Annotated in this window: 14 protein-coding genes; 5 read left to right on the forward strand and 9 right to left on the reverse strand. The window is 50.7% G+C overall.

The window, feature by feature from the left end:
* The 4 genes from AB1656_22830 to AB1656_22845 form a co-directional block, all read right to left on the reverse strand.
* Window positions 1-873 (reverse strand): SUMF1/EgtB/PvdO family nonheme iron enzyme (locus AB1656_22830; protein ID MEW6238235.1); only part of this gene is annotated, 873 nt, incomplete at its 3' end.
* Between the two features lie 23 nt (window positions 874-896).
* On the reverse strand, window positions 897-2747 hold the full coding sequence (locus AB1656_22835; protein MEW6238236.1) for a hypothetical protein: 1851 nt from the start codon (window positions 2745-2747) through the stop codon (window positions 897-899).
* Window positions 2748-2936: 189 nt separating this feature from the next.
* Window positions 2937-4529: a hypothetical protein gene (locus AB1656_22840; protein ID MEW6238237.1), complete on the reverse strand. Its 1593-nt coding sequence runs from the start codon at window positions 4527-4529 to the stop codon at window positions 2937-2939.
* A 204-nt stretch (window positions 4530-4733) separates the two neighbouring features.
* Entirely contained in the window at window positions 4734-5600 is an 867-nt protein-coding gene (locus AB1656_22845; protein MEW6238238.1) for a hypothetical protein, read from the reverse strand.
* A 447-nt stretch (window positions 5601-6047) separates the two neighbouring features.
* Between AB1656_22845 and AB1656_22850 the strand changes: the two genes are divergently transcribed.
* Window positions 6048-7511 carry a hypothetical protein gene (locus AB1656_22850; protein ID MEW6238239.1) on the forward strand — a complete coding sequence of 488 codons (1464 nt, stop codon included), beginning with the start codon at window positions 6048-6050 and terminating at the stop codon, window positions 7509-7511.
* A gap of 236 nt (window positions 7512-7747) precedes the next feature.
* Here the strand turns inward: AB1656_22850 and AB1656_22855 are convergent, their stop codons facing one another.
* The 3 genes from AB1656_22855 to AB1656_22865 form a co-directional block, all read right to left on the reverse strand.
* The gene (locus AB1656_22855) at window positions 7748-8266 is read right to left on the reverse strand and encodes a formylmethanofuran dehydrogenase subunit E family protein (GenBank protein MEW6238240.1); all 519 of its coding nucleotides are present in this window, start codon (window positions 8264-8266) and stop codon (window positions 7748-7750) included.
* Between the two features lie 198 nt (window positions 8267-8464).
* Entirely contained in the window at window positions 8465-9154 is a 690-nt protein-coding gene (locus AB1656_22860) for a type II secretion system protein (GenBank protein ID MEW6238241.1), read from the reverse strand.
* Window positions 9138-9938, reverse strand: a complete 801-nt coding sequence (locus AB1656_22865) for a hypothetical protein (protein MEW6238242.1) — start codon at window positions 9936-9938, stop codon at window positions 9138-9140. The genes AB1656_22860 and AB1656_22865 overlap by 17 nt, the downstream gene beginning before the upstream one ends.
* Before the next feature lie 321 nt (window positions 9939-10259).
* Between AB1656_22865 and AB1656_22870 the strand changes: the two genes are divergently transcribed.
* On the forward strand, window positions 10260-10925 hold the full coding sequence (locus AB1656_22870) for an HAD family phosphatase (protein MEW6238243.1): 666 nt from the start codon (window positions 10260-10262) through the stop codon (window positions 10923-10925).
* Here the strand turns inward: AB1656_22870 and AB1656_22875 are convergent.
* Window positions 10922-11821, reverse strand: a complete 900-nt coding sequence (locus AB1656_22875; GenBank protein ID MEW6238244.1) for a PAS domain S-box protein — start codon at window positions 11819-11821, stop codon at window positions 10922-10924. The genes AB1656_22870 and AB1656_22875 overlap by 4 nt on opposite strands.
* Before the next feature lie 587 nt (window positions 11822-12408).
* Here AB1656_22875 and AB1656_22880 point away from each other — a divergent pair.
* From AB1656_22880 to AB1656_22890, 3 genes are all read left to right on the forward strand, one after another.
* Window positions 12409-13548 (forward strand): tetratricopeptide repeat protein, encoded by a 1140-nt coding sequence (locus tag AB1656_22880; protein MEW6238245.1) that lies wholly within the window; start codon window positions 12409-12411, stop codon window positions 13546-13548.
* Between the two features lie 47 nt (window positions 13549-13595).
* Window positions 13596-15248, forward strand: a complete 1653-nt coding sequence (locus AB1656_22885) for a CRTAC1 family protein (protein MEW6238246.1) — start codon at window positions 13596-13598, stop codon at window positions 15246-15248.
* A 79-nt stretch (window positions 15249-15327) separates the two neighbouring features.
* Window positions 15328-15597 (forward strand): PBPRA1643 family SWIM/SEC-C metal-binding motif protein, encoded by a 270-nt coding sequence (locus tag AB1656_22890; protein MEW6238247.1) that lies wholly within the window; start codon window positions 15328-15330, stop codon window positions 15595-15597.
* Window positions 15598-15771: 174 nt separating this feature from the next.
* Here AB1656_22890 and AB1656_22895 read toward each other — a convergent pair whose 3' ends face one another.
* Entirely contained in the window at window positions 15772-17181 is a 1410-nt protein-coding gene (locus tag AB1656_22895) for a Gfo/Idh/MocA family oxidoreductase (protein ID MEW6238248.1), read from the reverse strand.
* Window positions 17182-17201: the final 20 nt, after the last annotated feature.

Here is a 17201-nt window from a genome sequence, read left to right on the forward strand (position 1 = left end):
AGAAGCAGCGTTATCGGCTTTCTTGACGCAGCGGAAGCCGTAGGCGTCGTAGCCGAAGCAAACGTCGGCGAGGCCCGCCGCTTCGCCGCGCCGGGCGGCGGAACGGCAGGATTCCGCCGAACTGTCCCATCCGCCGCCGCGCAGGACGCACTTCTCGCCGCTGGCGGGGCCTTTTGGGTCTTGCGCGGCGTCCGCTGCATAACCTTCGGCGTAATAATCGTTGCACCATTCCCAAACGTTGCCGTACATGTCGAGTAATCCCCACGGATTGGGCGCTTTTGTTCCCACCGGATGGGTGGTTTTATTGGAATTGTCTTTATGCCAAGCATACTTGCTCAACTTGGCCGCATCGCTTCCGAAAGCGTAAGAACCGCTCGTGCCGGCGCGGCAGGCATATTCCCATTCCGCTTCCGTGGGCAGCCTATAGCCGTTGGCGTCGAAGTTGCATAACAACGGTTCCAGTTGGTAACAGGGATCGAGTCCCTCGCGCATCGAACGCATGTTGCAGTATTTGATGGCGGCGAACCAACTTAATTGTTCGACGGGCTTATCCTCGCCTTTGGATTTGGCGGGATTTTTCCCCATCAAGGAGGCATACGATTTCTGCGTTACTTCGGTTTTGTCCATAAAGAAGGCGCTGATTATCACTTTATGGGCGGGCTTTTCATCCGTCTCGCCGCTGTCGCCGCCCATGACGAATTCTCCCGCCGGAATCAAGAGCATTTCCACGCCGGTTTTGGTCGTGATGGATTGAATCTCTATCTTCGCCGCATTCTTCTCGTTCCCCGTTGAGCCGCCGCATCCGCCAGCGAGGAGGAGAAGAGCGAAGAATAGAAATGGAGTTTTTTTTCGAACAGCGGGGAAAACGTTCAAGGCGAATCTCCTTTTCTCAGGCATTAATGCCGGGCGGCTTCGTAGCTGGCGGGATTGCGCAAGATTTTCTGCGTTCGTTCTCTGATTTCGTTAGCGAAAGGCGCCAGGTGGGGATTCATAGCCATCGCCAGTCCTGCGCGCTGCCGCAGGCGTTTAACGTGAACGCGGCATTCGCCGACGAGTTCGTCCTGGTTGCCGCCGACTTCAACAAACGCGGCGGTAATTTTCTTGCATTTATCGAAAGCATCGCTTCCCGTATAATCCACCAGCGTTGATCGGAATGTTTGCACCAGGTTTTTGGAATATTCCGGCGTTTTGATGTCATCGGCTCTTTTGGCGATTCCCTTGTCGATCTCTTTCGTTATTGTTTCCATTTCGCTAATAAAATCGGCGTACTCGGAATGCTCTTTTTTCTGTTTTTCCAAAAAAGCCAACATTTCATGGCCGAAGACGGAGTAATCTTCGATGCGTCCGCGGATATGATTGATGAAAGCCATCACTTGCGTCAGCGTCTCTTCCACCTCTTTTCGATCTTCTTTTTGCTTCTTGGCGGCGTAGATATCGTTCAATTTCGTGCGAGAGGCGCAAGTGGGCAATCCTTTGAACGAATTATGCTGCCCTTCCAGATCGAGGATATATTCGCAGGGACCGACGCCGAGAGTGGAACGGACGATATCGACGATCGAAAACTGCTCCAGCGGCGTTTCCTGGATGCGGTCGATGGGATAGATGACGGCGGGGCCTTCGAAGGATGTAGGAGTTTCTTTCAACGGCTGCAGCCAGGGACGCCCCTCCTTGTCGATCCAACAAGGGTAAAGAAACATGCCAAGCACAGTGGTCCAGCGTTCTCGCGTGGTTGGGCGCAACCAATCCGATTGGCCGAACGAGGCCGATTTTCCCATCCAGCCGTATTTGAAATAAGTTCCATCCGGCTGTTGAGCCAACATCTCCCAACTATCGGTCATATCGCCGGAGCATCGCCAATCGACGCGCCATTGGGCGGGATAAGGAACGTTCCAATCGAGGGCGATCTCTTTGCCCGCCTCTTGCTTGTTGATATCGCGCTCATGCCACACTTCCGGCGCATCAATAACAGCCACCCAAATTTCGCCATCCTTTCCGTAATCGATTCGCGCGCCTTCGATCGTCCGCTTATCACCCTCTCCCGCCAAAGCGACGGCGATATCCTGCTCCATCGTATTGCAGACGCTGAAGAGAATTGCGCCGCCTTCATCCAGCATTTGCAGCAAAAAGTTTTCGCTGGGCAGATCGGATTCGGCGATGGGAATTTTGCGGGCGTCGATGACGATGTCGTCAGCGAAGAAATCGGGCAGGATGGCGAAGCGGCAAGGCGCGCCAATACGCAATTTATCAACGCCTTCCTGCGGCTTGGTATTTACGAAGATTTGCCCCATGTCCAATTGGAAACGCACCGCAGCTTTTTTTCCGTTATCCGCTTGAAACATAGCGGAGACGGCGGCGGTATTGGGATTGTTTTCGAGGAGTTCGAAGGACGTCAGCCGAACGTCATCGCCGTCCATCAGCGGGGATAGCTGCGCCCGGAAGCGGAATCCTGTGCCGGTTTGGGAATACAACTCGGCGCCCGGTCCGTTAATCCGCAAAACCAGAGCAATCCGGTTGTTCGTCAAAACGGCGTCCCCTTGGAAAGGCTGTTCGATGATATCTTCCGGGACGACGCTCCAATTTTCCTTTTTGTCGAATGCGGCGGATGTTAATGGATTGGGAGAGGACGATCCAGTATCGAATACGCAAGCAAAGGGCGGCGCATCCTCCCCAAAGGCTGGAGAAAAAGAAATTCCTAGTACAATAATCCCCAATGCTGCGGCGTAAACAAACGCTTGATGCTTTCTCACAATCTTGCTCCTCCTAATAAAGTAGAAAAGTAGGATGGGTCGCGTTTTTTGACCCATCGATATTTAAGGATGCAATCATTGATGGGTCAAACGACGAGACCCATCCTACGGTTATAAACGTTTTTTTAGGAGTGATCATGGTCAGGAAGAATGGCTGCGCTTTGCTTTGAGGCTCACCCTACACAATTATTAATTATCTTTACCGAAACGTTCTAAACGCTCCTGAATTTTTTTCATCGCTTCTGGCGCTTTTGGATTCCGCTCCGCTTCCATTGCGCATTGAACCGACAGCCAGCGCATCATCATGCGGCCTTTGGAAAGGGCGTAATCGTAAGCGTCGCCCATGCCCCGGATGCGCTTGCAAAAAATCGTACATTTGGGCATCGGATCGCTTTCATTCAGCAGATCGACGATTTCCATTCCCCAATACGTTACGACTTCAGGTTTGGCCATCGCCCGTCTGCGGGCGTTAACGGCGTTTTCCATATTTTCGATCGTTTGAATCAATTGATCCATAACGGCGGATTGGTCGGGATGGGTTTTCTTTTCGGCGAGACAGATCATTTTTATTTCCTGACCCAATTTAACGTATCGATCGATTCTAGTCGTCATATCCATCAATAAGCCAATCATGGCCTTAAAAGTATCCTGCAATTGTTTTTTAAGACGGTTATCGCGCTGCTTTCCGAATTGCGCTTCCACCCAATCCGCTACGGCGTTGGGCGTGGGGTGGGTATCGGAACCTAGTTTTTCCGCTTCCAGGATATATTGGCAGGGGCCAGTTCCCAGCGTATTTTTCATGACGTCGACGGGACAAAAAATGGTCAACGGCGTGGTTCGATCGCGGTCGATAGGATAAACGAAAAACGGTTCCGTCGCCGTCTCGATTTTTTCCGAATAGAACGAGGATTGCGTTTCGCCGTCCTTTTGCAGAAGATCGGCGCGCCACTTGGCGGGAAAAGGCGGCTTCCAGTCCGTTGCGCTTTTCACCTCGTTCGCGAAGCCCCAAATATGGGGATGTTCCAGCAAGGCGATCCAAATTTTATTTCCTTCGAGACATTTGACATCAAAGCCGCCAATGGCGCGTTCCTTTTCCTTTCCTTCGAAGAAAAGTTTCGCTCCCTGGCGCTTGGATTGCCACGCGCACATTATCAACGCGCCGCCGTCATCCATTGCATTCAGGAAATACTGTTCGACGGGAAGCAGCGCGCCATCCCTTTTCCACAAAGCGGGAGAGAAAATCATATCGTCGGCGAAATAATCGGGGACGATGGCGTATTGGACTCCCGCTCGAATCCGTAGATTCCGATTCATCGCGGGGCTGGGCAAAATTTCTAAAATCATATCTCCAGCCGTGAGACGAAATCCTACCGACTGGCCATCCGAATAATTGGCTTGAATTTGCGCGGCGCCGGGATTGTTTTCTACAATAGTCATAGACGCCATTTTAATCTTGGCGTCCGGCGCTAATTGCGCCCGAGCTTTGGGCTGGCTACCCATCAAGGAATAGAGTTCGGCGCCGAAACCCTTTTTACGCAAAACGATGGCGGCCTTGTCGTTGAGAATCACGGCGTCCCCTTGAAACGAATGGGCGAGATCGTCTTCTTTGAGCAACGTCCACTGTTTGCGCTCCGAGATGGCTTGGGGAGCGAGTGGTTCTGCGGACGGCGCGCCCGTATCCCATATCGCCGCGAAGGGCGAGGCGTTGGGCGGCGCATCTCCCGCCGCGGCGGATAGTGCGGCGACGGCGATTATGGCGACGATCCTAAAAAGTCGATTCATCAGACATACCTCCTCTTATTCAAATGATGAATGATGAATGATGAGTGATGAAAAAAAATTTGCTATTTTTTTGAGTGAAATCTAAGCGTAGATATTCACATAATTGATAGATCAAACAATCCGATCCATCCTACTTCATTCATCACTCATCATTCCTAAGAAAACAGAGAGTAGGCTGGCTCATCATTCATCATTCATCATTCATCATTTCCAACAAGGATTCATATCGGAACCGCCTTCCGTCAGGCGAATGGGAGTTCCTCCCTCCGCCGAAACGATATAGAGTTCCCACGGGCCGGATTCGGAAACGCCTTGGCAATAAACGATGCTCCGTCCGTCGGGACTCCAATCGCCGTAGCGTTGGACGCCTCCCTGATAGGTGACGGGGCGGTTTTTCTTGCCATCGGGCTGGATGACGCAGATATGGGTTTCGGTTTCATAGACGAGCCGCTTGCCATCCGGCGACCAGCAAGGTTCGCAGGCGCCTTTTTGGTCGTAGACTTTCACCGGCTCGCCACCCTCGATTCCGACAAGATATATCCCGTTTCCCGCCTCCCAACGGCAGGCGAAAGCGATAGCCTTTCCATCCGGACTCCAAGACGGTCCCGAACAATGGGGCCAATCTTGGGGAGTAACGGTTTTTTCTTCTCCCGTTTTCAAGTCGCGAACAACAATCCGTTCCTCGCGGCGAAAAACAATCTTCGAACCGTCGGGATTCCAATCCGCCTGATCGCCGTCGGCGATACGTTCCAACTTTTTGCCCTCACTCGTTATGCGCCATATCCCCGGCTTCCCGCCTCGCGTAGAAACGAAAAGGATGCTTTCGCCAACCGGACTAAAGCGGGGATCGACATCCCTTTCTTCCGGCTGGCCGTCCGTCAATCGCCGCAGGTTCGATCCATCCTCCTCGACGATCCATATGCGCCAATCGCCGCCTCGCTGGCTGGAAAAGACGATGCGTCCCTTCATCTCCCCCCCTTCAACGCAGGGGGATATAACGGGGGCATGGGAAAATAAAGCGATCAGGACGGGAAGGATTATGGCGATCGTTTTAGCAGAAGTTTTTTTCATTCCGAATATCATATTCAATAGCCGCTTTCCTTCGATTCCTCATAATTTTTCTTATTGTAAGTAATTCTTTAACGTAAGGCTATACCGAAAGTTACGATAAAAGGAAATCGATGCGAAGCTCCGCTGATAAATTCAATTAAAAGATCAGACAATCCGCTTCGAGAAAGAAATATAGGTTGAGTACATAGCCAGCCGCCGGGAGAAGTGTTATAATTAGTAGGAATGTGGAATCCATTCTTGGTTAAGCTGTTATGGAGTTGAGGCCGCTGAATTTGCGCCGAAAAGGAATTCATAGTTCGCCGCAAAGAGAACTCTTCTCGTTTAATTTATTGCGAAATTGGAAATATAATCGTAAAAAATACAATTGACTTGAGATGTTTTTTTGAGATAATTCCATCATAGCAGCACAAAAAGCCATCAAAATAAAATATTGGGAGAGCGATCGACGTGTCACCCAAAAAACCGATGAAGATCAATATCCAATCGGAAGAGTTCGATATCGATATCGACGAAATTCTTGAGATCGGATCGTCGCTGGAAAATATTAACGAAGATCGGGAGAATGCGCCGCCGCCGGTTAAAACTTCCGCCGACGAAATCGCCAAAAAAGTCAAAGCCGGTCAATTCGTGACGGAAGCGGTGCGGGACGTTATCTTCGAAGCGGTCAAGACCTCGTTCGAAGAGGAGGATTTTACTTCCGAAGAAGACCTAACGGAGACGGACGGTTTTGAAATCGTCAAGAGCAAGAAGAAAGAACTTTATGAACTTCTCGAAAACCTGGATGCGCATGTCGCCGATAAAAGCGTAAAAGAAGTATCCGCTCTCTTCACTTCTCTCCTCAATATTCAAGGCCAATTGTGCATGCAGAAGACGGAAGGGATCATCACCGTCCGCACCCGCCTATATAAATTTTTCTCGCCTCAGACCGTCAACGCCGCCGTGCAGCAATCGCTTCAGCAGGAAGTGAGCTTGATGTTCACGCCGGAAGAGATCAAGGCTATGCGGATGAAGATGTCCGCCATAGACGACAACGATCCTCTAAAGCCTTTTTTCACCGCTGTAATGGATCAGGCTTACGACGTTGTGCAATACAACGAAATGTCAGGTCAACTCATGCTGGAAATGACCGAATATTTCCTCTTGAAGTTGAAAAAGAACGGTTATGGCAATACTTCGGTCTTTTCCGATTTTCGCGAACGGCACGAGCGGTCGAAGCTTTCGATCAACAAAGCGATCGATGATTTGCGGAATATTGAAATCGTTATCAATCAGCATCTGCGCGAACGGCCGGTATTGATGGAGCTTCCCCGTTATTTGCGGGCGCTGATTCAAGTGAAATTAGGCATTATCGACAAGAACAAGACGAAGAAGATTTTAGAAAAAATCCGCAGTCTTCTGGGACAATATTCCCGCGCGCGCAGCGCCGTTTGTTTCGACTTCAACCGCCTGCCGTCCTTTCAGCATGGCGTCCGTTTGCGGCAGAGCATCATCCTAAATTTGCATAAGGACGTCTTAAAATACACCGGCGAGTTGTTCGAGAAGGAGTTCCGCGCCGTCAAAGACGAATTATACGCGATGCTGGATGAAATCGAGACGTCGTCCGAAGCCCTCCAGCCTGATACGCCGGAATATCAAGAGATGATGAAAAAGAAGGCTCTGATTCAGAAGAGATTAGAGGAGCACCGGCGCCGGCTGGACGTCGTCAAAAGCCAACAAAAACTTGTCGATGTCCAACATGCGTTAGTGGGCGAAGCGATCGAGCGTTACCAGAAAAACGAGGCTCTATATCAAAAGCTGGATGAAGCCGTTCAAAACCGGCCCAACACCATCGATCCCGATAAAATCCGCTCCACTCAAGAACCATCCAAGAGAAAAATCAGCCGCATGGTTATGGCGCGAAATCGCACTTGAACCGCTGTTATCCGAAATTCCTTACAACCTATAAACAGCAGCCAGCCGTAGAAGGGCGGGTTGCGCTTCGTTTATAGAGCCATTCAGGAATGCGTAAGAAGAATCAGGATCATTCGGTAATGGCGGGTCCCGCTTCGCTCGACCCACCCTACTCTTCTATCCGATTTTCCTTACATCTTTTTTCGTTTATCAAATTCAGAGCGATGCGATCCATTGATCCGGAGGATGATTTAATCTTACTGGCCGGCTTCAACGGCGATATCGAATAAATCCTCCGCTTTCATGGCGAAGCATTTCAAGCCGCGTTCTTCCACGTCCATGTTCTCTTCCGCCCATTTTTTTAGCATGGCTTTCGTCGACGGCTTCAACTGGAAGACGATGCGCTGCTTGGTTCGATCATTTTGAATGGCGACTTGAATTTCGTCTTTGGGGATGTGGATAATATTCTTCTTGCCGTAAGTGGCGCCGGTCGTCATTTGCAAACCGTCGATGATGCAGGAGACTGGCGGCTCCTTAGGGCATTCCACTTCCACTGTTACGCCAAAATAGCGCGGTATGCCATACTTGACGATGGCGTATTCTCCCATGCAGGCGCCCAAAGCCACGTTGGGGCCAAGATGGCCGTGAAACCGTTCCAACAATTCCACTGTAACCGGCGCGTAAGGAACATCCGTATGCATCATGGTTTCGGAAGCGATAACGGTCATAGCGAAAAGACTCCCGATCGCAAAAAATTGGACGATTCTGGTTTTCATGTTGTATTACCTTTCTTACTCTATCATTTGAGCCTCTTGCAAAACTATATTATTCCTCCCCCAAGCTTGGGGGAGGTTAGGAGGGGGTTGAGATAAGTCTAACAAAATCAACCCCCCTCTAACTCCCCCCAAGCTTGGGGGGAGAATTGAAAAGAAAATTATACCATTTTTGCAAGAACCTCATTTTTTTCGATTTTATTATGGCGCACTATGGCCCGTGCTTAGTTGAACGATGATGCCCGAACTTATGGTTCCATTACTGGGATCATACCACGTACTGGATGGAACCGGTTCGTAGGTATGCAGAGTAATATCGGCTTTCGCAATGGGGCCGACGCTCCAAAATCCATACTCTACCGGACTCTTGGCGGCGGGATGATCTTCGGAGGCGTTGTTGTAAAAAATATAATCGCCGTCATCCGCGGGAAAGGACTTGGGAATCCATATTCCTTCTTCCGTCGGCATGTTGTTGAAATATCCAAAGCCGGGATGGCGATACTTAATCGTTTGTCCGGCAGCGTCTTGCGAAGCGCCCTGAAAGGTATAAAACGGATCCAGAGGCCTCGTTGAGAGATACGCCGTCGGCGTAGTCAATTCCATCGGCAATTCGAAATACTTCTTCGCCTGCTCCTCCCCCCAGGCGAGGCAGTGGAACCGCGATGGCGGCAGCCCGGCATTGTCGAGACGATAGGATTCCACCGCCGTTACGCAGGCTTTGATATCAGCCTTGGCCGCCGCAATCTTGCTGCGCGTCATCGCCTGGATCATATTGGGAACCGCGATGGCGGCCAATATCCCGAACACGGCGACAACGAGCAAGAGTTCGATCAACGTGAAAGATCTTGTCCGCCGCCGCCAGTTATTCCGAAGTTTAATATTGATATACACTCCAATCCTCGACTCCGGTCCCCGCCGGTTGAAAATCGCCGATGGAACGCGGCCACAATACATAACCTTCCTGGAACGGCTGCTCCACGTCTTCCTGATCGAAAACGCCGATGATATTTAGTGCGCCCTCTGGCTTCGGAAAACCGCCGATACCCGTTTTGAAGCGCAATTCCACGTTCATCGAGGCGCCTAGGGAATCCATTACGGACAATACGCCGCCGTTGATCCATTCGCCTTCGACGATTAGTACATTTTTCAATATCACTAAACGCCCTTGGTAATATTCGCCTCCCGTCTTGCGGGTGGAATCGAACTTCTGCGCTTCTTCCAGATTCGCGATCTCCAACGGTTTGGGAGGATCGCCCGATCCCAGAATCTCGATGGAGAATTTCTGGTCGGGATTGTGGCGCTCGTTGATGTTGGTCTTGCCGCCGAAATGGCCCGTCAATCCCGTTACGCGCAATTTATCGCCGGGCTTAACAGCGGGATATGCGCTTAGACCGCCGCCATACCAAGCGCCGGAATAGACTTGGATGCCGCCGGTTTCGTCTTGCATAAAGAGAATATAGGAGTTATCGGTCTCGCTGTTGAATATGCCGGGATCGTTGAGCGCTGCGCCTTCGACGGTATAGCGATCCGACGTTTGCAATCCCGGAAAAGCGGGATCGCCGTTTTCCGTAACGGCGTTAATTTCCCCAATGGTTGTAATAGTCTGAGCGCCGATGCTAAGCGGCTGGCAGAGAAGACCCATTGCGATGACGGTTAGGCGAACGATGCTTTTCATTATGGAATGCCCCCGATTCGATAATATTATGTTTTATAAATTCGTATTATTTCATTTTTATGGGAGAGAATCAACTCCCAATGGAGAATCAAAGGTATTTTTTAGATTTCGCCTTTATCTATTTTCGAGGAAATGAACCTAGGCCAATAAGGAGAATTAGCGAAATTGAAGGCTTAAAAAAATTGGATTTCCAAATACAATAATAGGGACGAGTGCGCAGAATTTTCTCCGCACTCGTTTTTTTAACCGGATTTTTGCATTCGCCGCGTCATGCGGCCGATTCTCATAAAGGAGGTTGAAAGCAATCCAGGAATGAAAGCCGTGATCTTTGATATGGACGGCGTGATCGTCGACAGCGAATCGATCCATCAGCGCGCGGAAATTTACGCGCTTTCCGCTTATGGCCTCGAAGTAACGGATCAGGATTTGCGTCCTTACGCAGGTGCGTCCAGGCAGGCGTTTCAGGATGGCCTGACAGAAAGGTTCGATTTGGACTTGGATTGGAAAGGCGTTTTTGAGAAGAAAGACGAACTCTTTTTCCAACTCATTGAAGACGTAGAAGCCATACCGGGCGTTTTGGATTTCATCCAGGAGATTAAAGCCGCGAACTTGAAACTAGGCGTCGCTACCAGTTCCCAAAAACGCAATCTTTCCTTCATTCTTCAAAAGTTCGGTTTGGAGCCGTTCTTCGACGCGTTGGTTTGCGCCGCCGACATTAGCCGCAGCAAGCCCGATCCGGAAATATTTCTCAAAGCGGCGGCGGCGCTAGGCGAGGCGCCGGAAGATTGCGCAGCGGTGGAGGATTCCGTCAACGGCGTTCGAGCGGCGAAGTCGGCGGGTATGTATACTATCGCCCTCACAACGACCTTTCCCCTCACAGCGCTTGTTGACGCGGACCGGATCATCGACGGCTTCCCTGAATTGAAGGCGGAGGAACTCCTGCGTCTGAAACGATGGAGATTCTGCGGCGGCGCCGTTCCAGTTTAGTTTTTTTCGTGGAAATATTCCGGAAAATGTTTCTTGGCGCATTCGGGACAGAGACCGTGGCTGAATTCCGCCTCGGAATGGTCTCGAATATAAGATTCAAGCTGCTGCCAATAGCCCTGATCGTCGCGGATTTTTTTGCAGGAGGAACAAATCGGGAGCATTCCGCTCAAGGTTTTCACTTTCTGCAGCGCTTCTTGCAATTGGGAAATCAACCGTTTTTGTTCCTCATCCATCCGTTTTAAGTCGGTCATATTGTAAAGGATGCAGTGTGTCTGTTTGAAGTTCCCTTCCTCGTCGTAGCCGATTCTGCCGTTAACGGAAACAATTACGACTGAACCGTCTTTCTTTACCAATTCGTACTCCACGCCGCGAATTTCGCCTTCGGCTTTGAAGCGGGGGAAATTTTTTTGCAGTACTTCCAAATAAGGCGGCGATATGAACTCTCCTACCCAATGCCCAATCACTTCTTCACGGGAATAACCTAACAGATCAAGCCATGCTTGATTGACTTCGATGAAATACCCATTTTCATCCAACGATTGATAACCGAGTGGAGTTCTTTCATAAAGCAAGCGAAATCTTTTCTCGCTTTCCGTCAGCGCATCATGCGAATGCTTCATGGCGAGAAAAAGGGGAGCGATCCGGCTCAATCCAACCACCATCAGAATCGATATCAAAAGCGCGATCAATTCGGGGGGAAGATCGGGATATTTAACGGCGGGAGTAACTAATAATAAACGCAAGGTAATGCAACGCCGGACGGCCATGAGAAAAATGGCGGCGGCGATGAATATCCAGGCGGATTTTTTCTCTGTGACTCGGTTCAATCTCCAAGCCAGATAGGCCGCCCAAAATTGAAGCGTCGCCGACAAAATCAATACAACAATTACTTCCACAATAACACTTCTTTCAGAATGCGATTCATCTATTAATATACAATAAAATATGACTTTTATCAATATATTTGTAAAATTAAATTGGATATTTTATTATTGAGTTAATTCCGATTTTTTTCGGTTCCTTCTCCCATGGAATCAAATCGCCGAACCATTCAATAGCCGCCGCGTATTATACGGCATCCATAGGCCATAAGATAATACCAACCTGCATTGAGATTGTTGTTTTTAAATTCCTCTCCCAAGATGGGGAGAGGTTAGGTGAGGGTTGATATTATTAAACTTATAATCCCCTCACCCTAACCCTCTCCCAGAGGGCGAGGGAATTTTAAGTCTCATTCTTAATAAGACTTGGTATAATTCGCTCTGTTTCGTCCCTTAGCAACAATTCAATCGATGCTTGAATAGATGCTTAATCTCTTCTCATCGACGGCGACAATTGCGAGGAAAGGGAAAGAATCGTTCCTACTCTTGACATGACAAGCCGATGTTTGACAGAGTAGTCAAAACGACAGACTATAGGTAATTGTCAAATAAAACCTTTGGAATATCAATCTATTTAATCCAAATATCGAAAAAATATGCTCATGAGAATCGTTATTCGCTCTCGTTCTATGCTATGGATTGCCGCTTGGCAGCTTGCCTTGGCGGCATCCGCCATTCTGACACTGGCAGAATCGCTTCAGGAATGCATAGAAAAGGGGCGCCAAGCGGAAGAAAGATATTTTTACGCCGAGGCTCTTTCTTGGTTTCGCCAGGCGGTTTCCCTCGACGCGCGAAATCCCGAATGGCATTTCGCCATTGCCCGGCAATTGATTGGATTGGAAAAATTGGAAGAAGCCTGCAACGAGTTGAACGAGACCATCAAACTCAATCCCGCACACGCCGAAGCCTACACGATGCTGGGCATCTATCAGCACAAGGTCAAGGACGATCTCGCCGCCGCCGAGAAGCAATATCTACTCGCCATCCAAGCCGATCCCAAGCATTTGCGCTCCCGGAAATTGCTGGCGGAACTCTATATCTCCCTCCATCGCTTTGAGGATTCGCAGAAACTGTATGAAGCTATTTTGCATGAAAAACCGTCTGAGTTCGACGCCTATGAAGGATTGGGCAAAGTGCTCCTGCAACGATCCCAAACCGACCAAGCCATCGACGCGCTTAAGCAGGCTATCGCTCTGAAGCCGGAAGAGCCGGAACCTTACCGGTTGTTGGGGCAAGCGCTGGCGCGGCTGGGTCAACGGGCGGAAGCACAGGAACTTTTGAAGCAATATCAAAAAGTAAAAGAGGGTCAAAACCGCCTTATCGATCAATTGCGGGCTGTGCGCCGTTCGCCGAAAAATCCCGGCGTCTGGTTCAATCTCGGCAAGGAATATCTCAAGCGAAAAGAGACATGGAAGGCGATCGACGCTTATGAAACGGGAGTGGAATTGGATGCGGAGAATGAGGCTGCGCACGGCCTTTTAGGCGCTTTGTATATTCAGGAACGCCTGCCGGTATACGCCCAATGGCATTTGGAAAAAGCCATCACGTTCGATCCGGGAAATCCCAATCATTTCAATAACTTGGCCGTCAGTTTTATGCTGCAAGGAAAATTCGCCCAAGCGGCGCAGTTCTTCGAGATTGCACTCGAATTGGGAGGTCCCAATCCGGGCATATTGAAAAATTTGGATCTGGCTTTGGATAAATTGAAACCAACGGCCGCTTCGCCGGAAAAAAAGCCTTAATCGATCGGTTGCAAACTCTCCCCCTACGCAAGAAAGCGGAATGGACTATGCTGCACCCTTTTATCTTTCGAACGTTTTTTCTGACGCTGACGGCGATTTATCCCCTTGGCGTCTTCGCTCAATTTCAATTCGTCGAAACCGCCCGCGAACGGGGATTGATTTTTCAGCAAGTGGACGGTTCCAAAGAGAAGCAATACATCATCGAAGCCAAAGGCGCAGGAGTCGCAGCCGCCGACGTGAATGGAGACGGCTGGGACGATATATATCTCATCAACGGCGCCAGCCTCTATCATCCGCCCGGCGAGAATGCGCCGCGCAATCAGCTTTTTCTCAATCAGGGAGATGGAACCTTCAAGGACGCCACGGACGCCAGCGGTCTTGGAGATACGGGCTTCGGCGCCGGAGGCTATTTCGCCGACGTAGACAACGACGGCGACCTCGACTGTTATCTGACCAACTACGGTCCCAACCAGCTGTACCTCAATGAAGGCCAGGGACATTTTTCGCGGGCGCCCAATGCAGGCGGCGCCCAAAACGAAGGCTGGAGCACTGGCGCCGCCTTTGCGGATGTCAACGGCGACGGCTATCTCGATCTCTACGTGGGGCAATACGCCGAATTTTCCGTCGAAATCGCCAACCGCAAGGGCAAACTGGCGCCATTTCACGGCAAAATGGCTTTTATCGGCCCTTCCTCTTACGAACCCGCTCCTGACAATCTGTTCTTGAATCGGGGCGATGGAACATTCATCGACGTTACGAAGGAAAGGGGAATCAACGCCATCGAATGCGGACGCGCGTTCACCGTTACATTTTCTGACCTCGACAATGATGGCGATCTGGATATCTACGTCGCTAACGACACTACTTACAACCATCTTTACGAAAACGACGGAAAGGGATTTTTCACGGATATATCGCTATTAGCTGGCGTTGGATTAAGCGAAAGCGGCGAAGAACAAGGCGGCATGGGAGTAGCGATCAAAGATATCGACGGCGACCTCGACCTGGACATCGCCGTGGCCAATTACCAGAACGAATATAACATCCTCTACCGCAACGATGGGAAGATGCTGTTCAGCGACGCTTCCTTCGTTACCGGCATCGCCGAGGGAACGACGCCGAAGGTCAGTTTCGGAATGCTGTTGGAGGATTTCGATAACGATTCCTGGCCGGATATGCATGTCGCCTGCGGCCATGTCTACCCCATCGCCGACGAGTTGGAATTTCTCGCCGGTTATGCGCAGGGCGCGCTCTTTTTCCATAACCAAGGCAAGGGATCATTTATCGGCGTCTCCAACAAGGCCGGCCCGGCGTCGTCGTTAAAGGGCGTCTCGCGCGGCAGCGCCGCCGGAGATTTCGACCATGACGGCGACCTGGATATCGTGGTCAACAATCTGGACGGAACGCCGTTCCTGCTGGAAAACCGCAGTCCGCGCCGCCATTGGCTGCAAATCGCCGTCCAGGACGAGCGCGGAATGCCCGCCTACGGCGCCCGCGTCCTTCTCGAAGCCAAAACGCGCAAGCAAATCGCCGAACTCTACTCCAGCGCCAGCTTTCTATCCCAAAACAGCGCCGCGCTCCATTTCGGATTAGGCCAGGACGAGAAAGTCGACAAGATTCTCATCCGCTGGCCGAATGGGAAAACGTTGGAACAAAGAGACATCGCCGCCGATCAGCGGATTGTCATACGGAAGAAATAAATTTAATATTCCGCATACATTGTCCTTCTTAAGATTGACATTTATTCTGTAAATCTTGAAAGAAAGCGCTATAAAACCAATGGCCAAGTTAGGAAGCGAGAAAAATCCCATCATCGTCCGCGTTCAAACGAAAGAACGAGGAAATTACGTTGTGAATAAATGCACGGAGAATGGATGGCATTTTATAATCGGTTATGAACCTGATAAACCAGAAGACATATCAGATTTGGAAAGAGCCATGCATCCTCCAAAACCAATCCTCTCGGAAAAGGTAGGACGGAACGAATATTGTCCCTGCGGCAGCGGCAAGAAATACAAAAAATGCTGCGGCGCAAGTGGAATGATTTAACATCCCGATATACAAATAAAAATTGAATTTGTTTATTCAGAGTGAAATTCTTTACCTATGATGTGGGATTTGGAAAAGGCCAGGGCAAAATAAACTTTGCCCTGGCCTCCCGACGGGTCTCCTTTGGTGGGCTACGCTTCGCTTTGAGTCCACCCTACAAGCTACAAGCAATGGTTATAATTCCCACCCCTTGCGATATTCGGTTCGGACGTATGCGGCGGCGTCGGGGCGATTCGTTACTTTCATATTTTCCGCGTCCCAAACAATGCGCCCGTCCACGCGCTTGGCGATGTTGCCCAGCAGGCAGGTTTCCGTCAACGGGCCGGATATGACGAAATTCGATCCGGCGGGCTGGCCGGTTTTACAGGCATTTACCCAATCCATTTCATGGCTGCCGCCGACGCGCGGCAGCGTGGGGGCGGGGCGCTTATATTCCTTATCTAAACTTTCCGGCAGCAGGCGGGCATCATTGGCGTAGACGCCGGCGAGGATTTTGCCTTTGCTGCCTTTGAAGAGAATCCCACCTTCCGGCGGCCATTTTACATCGTCGCCCACGTCTTCTGGACGCGGCGAGCGCGTGCCTTCGTACCAGGTCAATTTCACCGGCGGCAAATTCTCCCTGGCGGGAAAGCGGTAGGTTACAATCGCCGACACGGGATGGACGTCCGGATTCATTCCGCAGGATGTGGCTTCAACGGTGGATGGGGCGCCGAGTTTGAGCGCCCAGACGACGACATCCAACGTATGCGCGCCGCGGTCTCCCATCATGCCGCAACCGTATTCCCACCAACAGCGCCATACGGCGGGATGGTAGGCTGGATGATAAGGCCGTTCCAGCGCGGGGCCGAGCCATAAATCCCATTTCAGCGCAGCAGGTTTGGGAGGAGCGTCCTCGGGCCGCGTTCCCCATTTCGAACTCCAAGACGCATGTCCCCACGGGTAATAGGTCAGATCGCACCAGGCGTCCACTTCGCGGATTTCGCCAATGGCGCCATCCCAAATCCATTCGCAGATGGCGCGAATGCTTTCGCCCGAATGGCCTTGGTTGCCCATCTGCGTAGCCACTCCCAATTCTTTCGCCGCCTGCGCCAGCTTGCGCGCTTCGTAAACGTCGTGCGTCAATGGCTTCTGGCAATAGACGTGTTTTCCGGCTTTCATCGCCGCCATCGAAATGACGGCGTGAGTATGATCCGGCGTGGCGATAACGACGGCGTCGATATCTTTCTGTTTGTCCAGCATCTCGCGATAATCGGTATATGGCTTCGCATTTTCGTATTTTGTATACGTTCTGGCCGCATACTCTTGATCCACATCGCAGAGGGCGACGATGTTTTCGGATTCGAGAGCGCGCAAGTTCGCTGCGCCCATGCCGCCGACGCCGATTCCAGCGATGCCCAATTTATCGCTGGGCGGCGTATTTCCTTGACCTCCTAAAACGCGACTGGGGAGGACAAGGAGCGAGCCAGCAGCGATACCGTTTCCAATAAATCGGCGGCGCGAGGGACGTTCGAGACGGCTTGATTCTTGGCGACTCGAATCGTTTTGTTTTTTTGAATTCGTTTTAGGAATGATTTCATTTTTCATGGCCGTTTCCTTTTTCTTGC

Source organism: Candidatus Omnitrophota bacterium (assembly GCA_040755155.1).
Classification (GTDB): Bacteria; Hinthialibacterota; Hinthialibacteria; order Hinthialibacterales; family Hinthialibacteraceae; genus JBFMBP01.